The organism is Nocardioides sp. Soil_C_8, from assembly GCF_057656315.1.
Genome location: NZ_JBDGKQ010000001.1, coordinates 1595242 through 1607912 on the forward strand (window position 1 = coordinate 1595242; position 12671 = coordinate 1607912).

A 12671-nucleotide genomic window follows, 5' to 3' on the forward strand; every position below is an offset into this window, starting at 1 on the left:
AGTGTCAAATGCGGGCCTGGTTCTCGATCTGGATGGCGCCCATCGCGGTGAACAGCTTCTTGATGAGGTAGTTCTCCTCGTTGTCCAGCGTCGCGCCACCGAGGCTGGCGATGCCCATCGTGCGCCGGACCTTGCGGTCGTGCTCGTCGAGGTCCTGCCAGGAGTCGCGCCGTGCCCTGACCACGCGGTCGGCGACCATGTCCATGGCCGTGTGGAGGTCGAGCTCCTCCCACTCGGTGGAGAAGGGCCGGCGGTACTTCACCGCCGTCTGGCGCAGCGGACTGGTCACGAGGTTCTTGCTGGCCGAGCCCTTGGGGCACAGCCGACCCCGGTTGACCGGGCTGTCGGGGTCGCCCTCGACCTGGACGACCGTCTCGTCCTTGACGAAGACCTTCTGACCGCACCCGACGGCGCAGTAGGGGCACACGCTGCGGGCGACGCGGTCGGCGGTCGCGGTGCGCGGCTCGACCTCGTCGGTCTTGCGGGATCGCACCGAGCGCCCGCGGCCCAGGACGTCACCGTCGACGAGCTGGCGCAGGACCGGCCAGGGCAGGAGGGAGCGCTTGGTCCGCGCCGGCGTCTCCGTCACCCCGAGCCTCCTTGGTCACCGTGTCCTCACTCGAACCTAACGACCCGTGCACCACGGGTCCACCGCCCGAGGGGTGGGCGTGTCAGCGGACGACGACCGCGTGGTCCCCTGCCGCCACCACCTCGCCGACGACCGGGTGTCCGGGCAGCTCCCCGACCACCAGCAGCCCGCCGGACGTCTGGGCATCCGCGAGCAGCACGAGCTCGTCCTCGTCGACGGAGGCGTCGAGGTGCGGCCGCACCCAGTCGAGGTTGCGGCGGCTCCCGCCCGGCACGAACCCCGCGGCGAGCGAGGCGCGCGCCCCGTCGACGTACGGCACCGCGGCGGCGTCGAGGACCGCGGTCGTCCCGCTGGCGCGCATCATCTTCATCAGGTGGCCGAGCAGCCCGAAGCCCGTGACGTCGGTGGCAGCCCGCAGACCGGCCTCGACGGCCGCGCGGCTCGCGTCGCGGTTGAGCCCGGTCATCACGGCGACCGCCTCATCGAACCACTCGCCGGTCGCCTTGTGCCGGTTGTTGAGCACGCCGAGGCCGAGGGGCTTGGTCAGCGTCAGCGGCATCCCCGGCTGCGCGGCGTCGTTGCGCAGCAGCCGGTCGGGGTCGGCGATCCCGGTGACGGCCAGGCCGTACTTCGGCTCGGGGTCGTCGATGCTGTGCCCCCCGGCGAGGAACGCCCCCGCCTCGGTGCACGCGTCGTCGCCGCCGCGCAGCACCTCGGCCGCCACGTCGAAGGGGATCCGGTCGCGCGGCCACCCGAGCAGGTTCACGGCGACCACCGGCGTGCCGCCCATCGCCCACACGTCCGACATCGCGTTGGTCGCGGCGATGCGTCCGAAGGTGTAGGCGTCGTCGACGACCGGGGTGAAGAAGTCGGCCGTCGCGATGACGGCCCGGCCGGTGCCGTCGGGGGCCGGCTCGATGCGTACGGCGGCCGCGTCGTCGCCGTGGTCGAGGCCGACCAGCAGGTCGCCGGACGCCCGGCCGCGGCCGAGCCCGCTGAGCACGCGCTCGAGCTCGCCCGGCGGCACCTTGCACGCGCACCCACCGCCGGCGGCGTACTGGGTGAGGCGGATCGCCCCGTCGGACGTCGGCTCGGCCGTGCTCGCGCGCTGGGTCACCCGGCCAATCTAGGACGACGGCGACACCTTCTTCCCACCCCGTTGCTCGTGGCGGGTCCCACGACGGACTCCTACAGTCGGTGGATGGACACCGACGGCTCTGCGATCGCTCGACTGCTCGAGGAGTGCCAGCAGGCGCTCGACCGGGTCGAGCCCGCGGACCTCGCGGCCGTCGCAGCGGCCGGGGCGCTGGTGGTCGACATGCGTCCGGTGCAGCAACGGCTCCGCGACGGCGAGCTCCCGGGCGCAGTCGTCGTCGACCGCAACGTCCTCGAGTGGCGCCTGGACCCGACCAGCCCGTACCGGCTCGCGATCGCCGACGACCCGGACAGGAGGATCGTGCTGGTCTGCAGCGAGGGCTACGGCTCGAGCCTCGCTGCCCGCACGCTGCAGCAGCTCGGCCTGACCCGGGCGACCGACCTGGCGGGGGGCTTCACCGCGTGGTCCGCGTACGTCGCGGAGGTGCAGGCGGACGTGGTGGCGAGCCATCCGGGCGCAGCCACGCACTAGGGTGGCTCGCGGAGGCGGTTCTCGTCTGGTGACGGACGCGGTCCTCAAAACCGTTGCGACCCAGCAGCTGGGTCGGGCGGGTTCGATTCCCGTCCGCCTCCGCCAGTCGTGGGCAGTCGTGGGGCAGTCGTGAGGCAGTCGTGGGGCAGTCGTGAGTCGGGGCGTCGGACGAGGAGGGCGGGTGCCAGATCCGCGCCGGGCCACGCCCCGCACCGACCACGTGCTCGCCGACGAGCGCCTCCGGGCGGCCGCCACCCGGTTGGGCCCGGTGCTCGTCAAGCAGGCGGTGGCGGGGGCGCTGGAGCGGTGCCGCTCCGGCGAGCTCGACCCGGCCTCGGTCGCCGACGCCGCGGTCGCCGCCCTGCCCGCGTCGGCCACCACGCTGCGCCGGGTGGTCAACGCGACCGGGGTGGTCGTCCACACCAACCTGGGCCGCGCGCCCCTGTCCGGCGCCGCGGTGGAGGCGGTGCGCACGGCTGCCGGGGCCACCGACGTCGAGCTGGACCTGGGGACCGGGCAGCGCGGACGACGGGGCCGCGGCGCGCTGGAGGCCCTGGCCGCAGCCGTGCCCGACGCCGGCGGGGTCCACGTCGTCAACAACGGTGCGGCCGCGCTCGCCCTCGTCACGCGGGTGCTCGCGCGCGGCACCGACGGGCGCGACACGGTGGTGATCGCCCGCGGGGAGCTCGTCGAGATCGGTGACGGCTTCCGCATCCCCGAGCTGATGGAGTCCGTCGGCGCCCGGCTGCGCGAGGTCGGCACGACCAACCGGGTCCGCCGCGACGACTACGCCTCGGCGGTCGACGACTCGACGGCCTTCGTGCTCAAGGTGCATCCCTCCAACTTCGCCGTCACCGGCTTCACCTCCTCGGTGCCGGCCCGCGACCTCGCGGGCCTCGAGCACGCCGGACGCCGGGTCCCGCTGGTGGTCGACATCGGCTCCGGCCTGCTCGCCCAGCACTCCCGCCTGCCCGACGAGCCCGACGCGGCGCGCGCCCTCCGTGAGGGAGCCGACCTCGTCACCGCCTCCGGCGACAAGCTCCTCGGAGGGCCGCAGGCCGGACTGCTGCTCGGCGAGGCCGGGCTGGTCGAGCGGCTGCGACGCGACCCCTTCGCCCGCGCCCTGCGCGTCGACAAGCTCACCCTCGCTGCGCTCGAGGCGTCCCTCGTCGGACCCGTGCCCCCGGTCCGTGCGGCGCTCGACCGGTCGGTCGACGACCTCCGAGCGCGGGCGCGTGCCGTCGTCGCGGCCTGGCCCGACGACCTCGTCGCGGCCCTCGGGGCCGAGGTCGTCGACTCGGCCGGCGCGGTGGGCGGCGGCGGCGCACCCGGCGTGGAGCTGGCCAGTGTCGCCGTCTCGCTGCCCGAGCAGCTCGCCGCACCGCTGCGGACCGGCGAGCCGCCGGTGCTCGGTCGCACCGCGCGCGGCCGGTTGCTGCTCGACCTGCTGGCGGTCGACCCCGCCGAGGACGACGTGCTGGTCGACGCCGTACGTCGCGCCGCGGGGGCGGGCCGGGCCTGATGCACGTCGTCGCGACCGCGGGTCACGTCGACCACGGCAAGTCCACCCTGGTGCGTGCCCTCACCGGCACCGACCCCGACCGGCTCGAGGAGGAGCGGCGGCGCGGGCTGACGATCGAGCTCGGCTACGCCTGGACGTCGTGGCCCGGCCTGGGCGAGGTGGCGTTCGTCGACGTCCCGGGCCACGAGCGGTTCCTCACCACGATGCTCGCCGGCATCGGACCGGTGCCGGCCGCGCTGCTGGTCGTCGCGGCCGACGACCCGTGGATGCCGCAGGCGGCCGAGCACCTCGCCGCGCTCGACGCCCTCGGCGTGGCCCACGGGGTCGTCGCGGTCACCCGCAGCGACCTCGCCGACCCCGCGCCGGCGGCGGCGCGGGCGGCGGCCGAGGTGGCCCGCACCAGCCTGGCCGGTGCACCTGTCGTGGCCGTCAGCGGCCGCACGGGGGCCGGTCTCGACGACCTCCGCGCCGCCCTCGCCGGGATGCTCGCCGCGCTCACGCCCCCCGACCCGGACGCCGACGTGCGCCTCTGGGTGGACCGGCGCTTCACGGTGCGCGGGGCGGGCACGGTGGTCACCGCCACCCTGCCCGCCGGCACCGTCCGGGTCGGCGACTCCCTCGCCGACGGTGATCGGCTGGTGCGCGTCCGGGGGCTCCAGGCGCTCGGCCAGGACGCCGACACGGTCAGAGGCACCGCCCGCGTCGCCCTCAACCTCACCGGCGACGTCGACGCGATCCGGCGCGAGACGGTCCTCACCACGCCCGACGCGTGGCACCACACCGAGGTGGTCGACGTACGCCTCCGGCCGGGTGGCGCTGCTGGTGACGCGGGACCACCGCTCGCGCCGCAGCTGCACGTGGGCGCGGCCGATGTCTCTGTGCGCCACCGTCCGCTCGGCGACCCGCGCGACGGCATCGCCCGGCTCACGCTCGAGCGCGCGCTACCGCTGCGGGTGGGCGACCGGATGCTGCTGCGCGATCCCGGCGACCGGCGGCTCTGGCGCGTCGACGTCCTCGACCCCGACCCGCCGCGGCTGCGTCGCCGGGGTGCGGCGCAGCGACGTGCCGACCAGCTCGCCGGTGCCGACGGGACATCGCGCCTGGCCGACGAGCTCGCCCGTCGCGGTCTCGCGCACCGCGACCGGCTGCGCCGCATCGGCGTCCCCGTCACGCCCGGCGACCACCTCGAGGCAGGTCCCTGGCTGGTCAGCCGCGGGCTCGCCAGCGCGCTCGTCGAGCGGTTGGCGCCCCTGGTCGAGGAGCACGCCCGCACCCACCCCCTCGACCCCGACGTGCCGCTCACCGTCCTCGCGGACCGGCTGCGGCTCCCGAGCCCCGACCTCGTCCCACCCCTGGTCCGCCCACCGCTGCAGGTCGTCGGCGGGCGGGTGCGTGCGCCGGGGTCCGGGCTGCCGCCGGCGGTGCTGGCCGCCGTCGACGTCGTACGTCGTGAGCTGGAGGCCGCGCCGTTCGCCGCCCCGACGGCCGACCGGCTGCGGGAGCTCGGCCTCGACGACCGCGCGCTCGGGGCAGCCGAGCGAGCCGGCCTGCTCTGGCGCGTGGCGCCCGGGCTCGCCCTGCTGCCGGGGGCGGCGGAGGACGCGGCCGCACGCCTGGCGCGGCTCCCCCAGCCCTTCACCACGAGCGCGGCCCGGCAGGAGCTCGGCACGTCGCGCCGGGTGGTCCTGCCGCTGCTCGACCGGCTCGACCGGCTCGGGCTCAGCAGGCGCCTCCCCGACGACCGGCGCGAGGTCGTGGGCTGAGGCTGCCGCCCGGCGGCGACGTCAGCGGGCCGCGGGCTCGACGGGGACGAAGTCGACCTTCTCGCGCACCCCGCAGTCGGGGCAGCACCAGTCGTCGGGGACGTCCGCCCAGGCCGTGCCCGCCGCGAAGCCTTCGTGCTCGTCACCCGCCGCGACCTCGTAGACGTACTCGCACCCGGGACACCGTGCGGCCAGCACCTCCGGCGCACGCTGACTCGGCGCTTCTGCCTCGGAGGAGCGAAGCGGAGGAGAGGCCGGAGCGCCGCGTCGGCTGGTGCGCTCGGCGTAGCGCTCGACGTACTTCTCCCGCTTGCGGGGGCTGATGTTCGCCAGCGCCACGTCGCCGCCGAAGTGGTCGACGACGCGCTGGTCCATCACCCGCCGCCAGACCGGCGGCACGATGGCGAGCACGATCATGCCGGCGTAGCCCGTCGGCAGCACCGGGCTCTCCTCGAAGTCGCGCAGGGTCTGGTAGCGCCGGGTCGGGTTGGCGTGGTGGTCGCTGTGGCGCTGCAGGTGGTAGAGCAGCACGTTGGTCGCGATGTTGTTGGAGTTCCAGCTGTGGCTGGGCAGGACCCGCTCGTAGCGCTGGCGATCACCCTCGCCGACCTTCTGGCGCAGCATCCCGTAGTGCTCCATGTAGTTGACGACCTCGAGCAGCGAGAAGCCCACGACCGCCTGGACGAGCAGGAACGGCAGCACCTCGGGGCCGAAGGCGACGAGCACGCCCGCCCAGAGGACCAGCGTCATCAGCCACGCATTGAGCACGTCGTTGTCGAGGCGCCACGGCGACTGCTTGCGCCGGGCGAGGCGTCGCTTCTCCAGTCGCCACGCGGACCTCAGCGACCCGCCGACCGTGCGCGGCCAGAACGCGTAGAAGCTCTCGCCGAGCCGCGCGCTCGCCGGGTCCTCGGGGGTCGCGACCCGGACGTGGTGGCCGCGGTTGTGCTCGATGTAGAAGTGGCCGTAGCAGACCTGGGCGAGCGCGATCTTGGACAGCCAGCGCTCGTTGGCCTCCTTCTTGTGGCCCAGCTCGTGGGCGGTGTTGATCCCGATGCCGCCGATGCAGCCGATCGAGATCGCCAGGCCCACCTCGTCGATCGTGGACAGGGGCCTGTCGGCCAGCACGCCGAAGACGTCCCAGCCGCCGACGATCGCCATCGCGCCGAGGAAGCCGGCGTACTGGATGGGCAGGAAGAGGTAGGTGATCCACCGGTAGTAGCGGTCCTGCTCGAGGGCCTCGATCACGTCGTCCGGGGGGTTCGAACGGTCCAGCCCGGCGACCAGGTCGATCGCGGGCACGATCCCCAGGATGACGATGGGTCCCACCCAGAACCACACGCTCCACCCGGTGGCGACGTAGCCGCCGAAGGCGACGAACGCCAGGCTCGGCACGACGAGCCCGATGAGCCAGAGGTGGCGCTTGCCGTCGGTCCAGAGTGCGGTGGTGCCCTCGGGCACGGTTCCGCTGGGGGCGAGTCGGGTGGGGTATCCGGCCATCTGCCTGACCTCCTGGCGTGGGTTTACACGACCATATGATCTGTAAAGGCGGTTGACAACCCCCTCGCAACTGTCAAGTCGCGTCTCGCCGGGTGTTGCCCCCGTCACACCGGTGAGCGGCTGGCGATAGGTTGGGCGCCATGGAACACCCCTTCGGCATCGACTTCGGCGGCACCGGCATCAAGGGCGCCCCCGTCGACCTCGAGGTCGGCGACTTCGCGCACGACCGGATCCGGATCGACACCCCGCGGCCCGCGACCCCGCAGGCGGTCGCCGAGGTCTTCGGCACGATCATCGACAGCTTCCCGGCCTCGACGCTGCCGGTCGGCGTGACGGTGCCCGGCATCGTGCGCCACGGGGTCGTGCACTCGGCGGCCAACATCGACAAGTCATGGATCGGAGAGGACGCCGACGCCATCTTCACTGCCGCCCTCGGGCGTGAGGTGCACGTGGTCAACGACGCCGACGCCGCGGGGCTCGCGGAGGCGGAGTACGGCGCCGCGAAGGGCCGCGGCGGCCTGGTCATGGTCATCACGCTCGGCACCGGCATCGGCTCGGCGATGATCTGGGACGGCCAGCTCGTCCCCAACTCCGAGATGGGCCACCTCGAGCTCGACGGCGCCGTCGCGGAGGCGACCACGGCCACGAGCGCGCGGGAGCGCGAGGGGCTGACCTGGGAGGCGTGGTCGGAGCGGCTGACGGCCTACTTCCGCCACCTCGAGCGGCTCTTCTCCCCCGACCTGTTCGTCATCGGCGGCGGGGTCAGCAAGTCGTGGGACAAGTTCGGCCACCTGATCCAGGCCGAGACCGAGATGGTCCCCGCGATGCTGCAGAACCGCGCCGGCATCGTCGGCGCCGCGCTCGTCGCCCACCGCATGGCCGGCATCGAGGACTGAACCCGGGCTGCTGACCGCCGCCGGGCGGTGTCCCAGCCACATTCACGGAGCGCCGGATGTGGGTGGCGCACCTCCCACGGGCGCGGCGTACGACGACGCGCGCCCCGAGCGGTGAGTGACGCATCTTCTGACGCCCGAAAAACCCGTCCTACTCACCGCTCGAGGCGGGCCTCAGCCCCCCAGCACCCGCTCGAACGCCTCGGTGGCACCGCGGAGGTAGCGCTGCACGACGGCCTTCTCCTCCTCGGAGAACGTCGCGTCGTGCCGGTCGAGGGCGGCGAACATCGGCATCAGGTGGCCGATGATCTCGGCGCGCCCGGAGGCGGTGATGTGCAGGTCGGTGCGCCGGCGGTCGAGCTCGTGGGGGCGGCGCTCCACGTGACCGCGTGCGACCAGGCGGTCGACGATGCCCGTCGCTGCGGCCGTCGACACCTCGAGCCGTCGCGCGACCTCCGCCGGACCGATCTGCTCCCGGCTGAGGTGCTCGAGGGTGACCAGCTCCGACTCGCTGAGACCCGCGCGGCGCGACACCACGTGGTTGACCCGGCTGCCGGCCGACACGAGGTCCCGCAGCGCGAGGAGGGTCGGCGGCTGGGCCTGGTCCCGGTCCCGGCCGTTGCCCTGACCGACCCACGCCGGGGGCGCATCAGCGTGCTGGTCGTCGGTCACGGCGCTCCTCCTCCGGTCGTCGTACTGCCTCGCCTTGCCTCACCACGATACTACCGCTAACTTGATAAGTAACTTACTTAGCAATTATGCTCGCTAACTATCTCCTCGAGGAGACGACGTGCCTTCCCACCCCACCCCCGCGCCGGCTCGCGCCATCACCGGGCGCCGACTGGTCTGGTTCTTCGCCCTCGTCCCGATCCTCCTGGCGTTGTCCGTGATCGCGTTCGTGCCGGAGGGCGATCGTGAGGCCTCAGCCCTCGACACGCTGCCGGCCGGGGCCGACAGCACCCTCGCGGTCGAGCTCGAGGAGCAGCTGCCCGACGACGAGGGACAGGTCGCGATCGTGCTCTGGACCGCCGAGTCGGGGGAGCTCGACCAGGCGACGCAGGACGAGCTGACCGAGCAGGGGACCGCCCTGCTGTCCGAGGCCGGCGCGCAGGCAGGCGGCGCGTCCAGTGAGCAGGCAGGACCGCCCAGCGGGTCCGAGGGCGGCTCGCAGGGGGGACCACCCGGTGGTGGCGAGGGGCAGCAGTCCCCGGTGGTGGTCTCCGAGGACGGGACCGCCGCGTTCGTCGCCGTACCGGTCGTCTCCTCCTCCGCCACCGACAACATCGACAAGGTCGAGGAGCTCCGGACCCAGCTGCGCGCCGACGCTCCCGACGGCGTCGAGGTCCAGGTGACCGGTCCGGCGGGCATCCAGGCCGACATCGGTCAGGTCTTCGACGGCGCCGACATCCGGCTCCTCGCCGCGACCGCCGCGGTCGTGGCGATCCTGCTGATCATCACCTACCGCAGCCCCGTTCTCTGGCTGGTCCCCCTGACGGTCGTCGGCATCGCCGACCGGCTCGCCGCCATCGTGTCGACCAACGTGCTCGAGGTGGCCGGCGTCGCATGGGACGAGTCGACCGTCGGCATCCTGAGCGTGCTCGTCTTCGGCGCCGGCACCGACTACGCCCTGTTGCTGATCTCGCGCTACCGCGACGAGCTCAAGACCACCGAGTCTCGCCACGAGGCGATGGCGCACGCCCTCAGCCGGACGTTCGAGGCTGTGCTCTCGAGCTCCACGACGGTCGTGCTCGGCCTGCTCACCCTGCTGCTCTCGGCCATCCCGACCACCCGCGGGCTCGGCCTGGCATGTGCCGTCGGCGTGGTGATCGCGGCGACGTTCGCCCTGGTCGTGCTGCCGGCTGCGCTGGTGCTGTTCGGCCGGTGGGTGTTCTGGCCGCGCGTCCCCCACGTCGGCGACGCCGTCCTCGTGGACTCCCGCGGCGTGTGGCGCCGGGTCGGCGACACCGTCTCCCGTCGTCCGCGCACCTTCGTCGCGGGGACGATCGCCGGGCTGGCGATCCTGTCCATCGGCACCCTGTCCATCCAGACGGGCCTCGACCCGGCCGACCAGTTCCTGCAGCAGCCCGAGGCAATCTCGGCCGCCGAGCGGCTGGGCGAGTCGTTCCCGGCAGGCACCAGCGACCCCGTCCAGGTCCTCACCGAGGACGACCCGCAGGCGGTCCTCGGCGCGGTGGAGGAGGTGGACGGCGTCGACTCGGCGCGCATCACCAGCACCGGTGACGGCATCGCGCGCATCGACGCTGTCCCCGACGCGGCCCCGGGCAGCGACGGGGCGCAGCAGGTGGTGCTCGACGTCCGGGCGGCGGTCGCCGACTTCGACGACACCCACGTCGGTGGCGGTGACGCCGAGGCCCTCGACGCGGAGGAGTACGCCGCCAGCGACCGGCAGCTGATCCTGCCGCTCATCCTGCTGCTCGTGCTCGGCGCGCTGCTCCTGCTGCTGCGCTCGATCGTCGCGCCGCTGCTGCTCGTGGCCACCGTCGTGGCGACGTACGCCGCCAGCATGGGCGCATCGTGGTGGCTCTTCCAGACGGTGTTCGGCTTCGAGGCGATGGACACCGGGGTGCCGCTGCTCGCGTTCCTGTTCCTCGTCGCGCTCGGCGTCGACTACAACATCTTCCTCGTCACCCGGGCCCGTGAGGAGGCCCGCGACCACGGCACCCGCACCGGCATGCTCCGGGCGCTCACGGCCACCGGCGGCGTGATCACCAGCGCCGGCATCCTGCTCGCCGCGGTGTTCGCGGTGCTCGGCGTGCTGCCGCTCGTCGTGCTCGCCCAGCTCGGCGCGATCATCTTCGTCGGGGTGCTGCTCGACACCCTCGTCGTCCGCACCGTCCTTGTCCCGGCCCTCGCCCTCACACTCGGCGAGAAGTTCTGGTGGCCGCGGAGGGTGTCGGCGGGGTAGCGGGGTCCGCCGTCGTCTCCTCCTGTCGGTCGTCGGTTTCCCCGCTCGAGCGGGGAAACCGTCACTTGGAGGCCTTTGCAAAGGCCTCCAAGTGCAAGAACACCCCTACAAGTACGGCGTCGTGTCAGCCCTCGCGGCCGCTGATCGCCGAGGCCACCCGCTTGGTGACGTCCGGGTGGAACACGCTGGGGATGATGAAGGCCGCGTGCAGCTCCTCGGCGCTCACCGTGTCGGCGATCGCCTGGGCCGCCCGGAGCAGCATGTCGGCGGTCACCTCGGAGGCGCCGGCGTCGAGGAGGCCGCGGAAGACGCCGGGGAAGGCCAGCACGTTGTTGATCTGGTTGGGGTAGTCGGAGCGGCCCGAGGCCACCACGGCGGCGTACTTGTCGGCCTCGGCCGGGTCGACCTCCGGGTCGGGGTTGGCGAGCGCGAAGACGACCGGCTTGGGCGCCATCGTCGGGATCCACTCCGGGTCGAGGATTCCCGGGGCGGAGACGCCGACGAAGACGTCGGCGTCGACGAGCACCTCGCGCAGCGAGCCGGTGGCGCGACGCGGGTTGGTGGCGGCGGCGAGCTCGGCGTGGGCGGCGGACAGCGACTCGTCACCCGCCGCGAGGGCGCCCTCGCGGTCCACGACCACGACGTCCTTCGCGCCGGCGGCGAGGAGCAGCGTGACGATCGCGGTGCCGGCGGCACCGGCGCCGGAGACCACGATCCGCACGTCGGCGAGCTGCTTCTCCACGCAGCGCAGGGCGTTGGTGAGCGCGGCGAGCACGACGATCGCGGTGCCGTGCTGGTCGTCGTGGAAGACCGGGATGTCGAGCGACTCGCGCAACCGCGCCTCGATCTCGAAGCAGCGCGGGGCGGCGATGTCCTCGAGGTTGATGCCGCCGAAGCCGGGCGCGATCATCTCGACGGCCTTGACGATCTCGTCGGTGTCCTGGGTCGCCAGGCAGATCGGCCAGGCGTCGATGTCGGCGAAGCGCTTGAACAGCGCGGCCTTGCCCTCCATCACCGGCATCGCCGCACCCGGGCCGATGTTGCCGAGACCGAGGACGGCCGAGCCGTCGGTGACGACGGCGACCGAGTTGCCCTTGATGGTGAGCTTGCGGACGTCCTCGGGGTTGTCGTGGATCGCCATCGACACGCGGCCGACGCCGGGCGTGTAGGCCATCGAGAGGTCGTCGCGGGTGCGCAGCGGCACCTTGGACTGCACGCCGATCTTGCCGCCGAGGTGGAGCAGGAAGGTGCGGTCGCTGACCTTGTGGACGCGCACGCCCTCGACGTCCGACACCGCAGCGACGAGCTCCTGCGAGTGGGTCGCGTCGGCGGCCGAGCAGGTCACGTCGACGGTCAGCCGGTCGTGGCGCGACTCGGCGACGTCGATCGCGGTGACGACGCCCCCGTTCTTCGCGATGGTGGTCGCGACGGCGCCGACGACGCTGTGGTCGGCCGCGGTGTACAACCGCATGGTGATCGAGTACGACGATGCGGTTGCTGCCATGACCCGAACCCTCTCCCCCGCGCGGGGTTACGGGCAAGTCACCTCCGACTAGGCTCAGGTTGTGGACACAGAGTTCATCGACGCCTCCGAGCAGCACCGCTACGAGCTGCGGTCCGGCGACCAGCTCGTCGGCACCATCGTCTACCGGCTCAACGGTGACGTGATCCGCCTGATCCACACCGAGGTGCCGGAGGCCTTCAGCGGCCAGGGCCACGCCTCGACGCTGGCCCGCTCGGCGCTCGACGACGCCCGCGCGCGCGGGCTGAAGGTCAGGCCCGACTGCCCCTACGTGAGGTCGTACATCCACAAGCACCCCGAGTACGCCGACCTCGTCGCGTCGTAGCCGC

Annotated in this window: 11 protein-coding genes and 1 tRNA gene; 7 read left to right on the plus strand and 5 right to left on the minus strand. The window is 73.3% G+C overall.

Annotated elements, in window-relative coordinates:
- Window positions 1-4: 4 nt before the first annotated feature.
- Both AC3A3L_RS07820 and selD read right to left on the minus strand, forming a co-directional pair.
- Window positions 5-589, minus strand: a complete 585-nt coding sequence (locus AC3A3L_RS07820; RefSeq protein WP_487639435.1) for a hypothetical protein — start codon at window positions 587-589, stop codon at window positions 5-7.
- Window positions 590-671: 82 nt separating this feature from the next.
- On the minus strand, window positions 672-1706 hold the full coding sequence (gene selD / locus AC3A3L_RS07825; RefSeq protein WP_487639436.1) for a selenide, water dikinase SelD: 1035 nt from the start codon (window positions 1704-1706) through the stop codon (window positions 672-674).
- An 84-nt stretch (window positions 1707-1790) separates the two neighbouring features.
- Here selD and AC3A3L_RS07830 point away from each other — a divergent pair, with 84 nt between their 5' ends.
- The 4 genes from AC3A3L_RS07830 (at window position 1791) to AC3A3L_RS07845 (ending at window position 5501) form a co-directional block, all read left to right on the plus strand.
- On the plus strand, window positions 1791-2216 hold the full coding sequence (locus AC3A3L_RS07830) for a rhodanese-like domain-containing protein (protein WP_487639437.1): 426 nt from the start codon (window positions 1791-1793) through the stop codon (window positions 2214-2216).
- Window positions 2217-2226: 10 nt separating this feature from the next.
- Window positions 2227-2321 (plus strand) — tRNA-Sec (locus AC3A3L_RS07835).
- A gap of 76 nt (window positions 2322-2397) precedes the next feature.
- Window positions 2398-3738, plus strand: a complete 1341-nt coding sequence (selA, locus tag AC3A3L_RS07840; RefSeq protein ID WP_487639438.1) for an L-seryl-tRNA(Sec) selenium transferase — start codon at window positions 2398-2400, stop codon at window positions 3736-3738.
- Entirely contained in the window at window positions 3738-5501 is a 1764-nt protein-coding gene (locus AC3A3L_RS07845) for a SelB domain-containing protein (RefSeq protein ID WP_487639439.1), read from the plus strand. The genes selA and AC3A3L_RS07845 overlap by 1 nt, the downstream gene beginning before the upstream one ends.
- Window positions 5502-5522: 21 nt before the next feature.
- Here AC3A3L_RS07845 and AC3A3L_RS07850 read toward each other — a convergent pair whose 3' ends face one another.
- Complete coding sequence (locus tag AC3A3L_RS07850) at window positions 5523-7001, minus strand: fatty acid desaturase (RefSeq protein WP_487639440.1); 1479 nt, start codon at window positions 6999-7001, stop codon at window positions 5523-5525.
- 140 nt (window positions 7002-7141) lie between these two features.
- Between AC3A3L_RS07850 and ppgK the strand changes: the two genes are divergently transcribed.
- The gene (ppgK, locus tag AC3A3L_RS07855) at window positions 7142-7897 is read left to right on the plus strand and encodes a polyphosphate--glucose phosphotransferase (protein WP_487639441.1); all 756 of its coding nucleotides are present in this window, start codon (window positions 7142-7144) and stop codon (window positions 7895-7897) included.
- A gap of 171 nt (window positions 7898-8068) precedes the next feature.
- Here ppgK and AC3A3L_RS07860 read toward each other — a convergent pair whose 3' ends face one another.
- Window positions 8069-8566: a MarR family winged helix-turn-helix transcriptional regulator gene (locus tag AC3A3L_RS07860; protein ID WP_487639442.1), complete on the minus strand. Its 498-nt coding sequence runs from the start codon at window positions 8564-8566 to the stop codon at window positions 8069-8071.
- A gap of 118 nt (window positions 8567-8684) precedes the next feature.
- Between AC3A3L_RS07860 and AC3A3L_RS07865 the strand changes: the two genes are divergently transcribed.
- A complete protein-coding gene (locus AC3A3L_RS07865; protein WP_487639443.1) occupies window positions 8685-10820 on the plus strand; it encodes an MMPL family transporter in 2136 nt (711 codons plus the stop codon).
- Window positions 10821-10944: 124 nt separating this feature from the next.
- Here the strand turns inward: AC3A3L_RS07865 and AC3A3L_RS07870 are convergent, their stop codons facing one another.
- On the minus strand, window positions 10945-12324 hold the full coding sequence (locus tag AC3A3L_RS07870; RefSeq protein WP_487639444.1) for an NAD-dependent malic enzyme: 1380 nt from the start codon (window positions 12322-12324) through the stop codon (window positions 10945-10947).
- Window positions 12325-12385: 61 nt separating this feature from the next.
- On the opposite strand from AC3A3L_RS07870, the gene AC3A3L_RS07875 reads away from it, so the two are divergent.
- Window positions 12386-12667, plus strand: coding sequence for a GNAT family N-acetyltransferase (locus tag AC3A3L_RS07875; RefSeq protein WP_487639445.1), 282 nt, complete (start codon window positions 12386-12388; stop codon window positions 12665-12667).
- The last annotated feature ends 4 nt before the right edge of the window (window positions 12668-12671 follow it).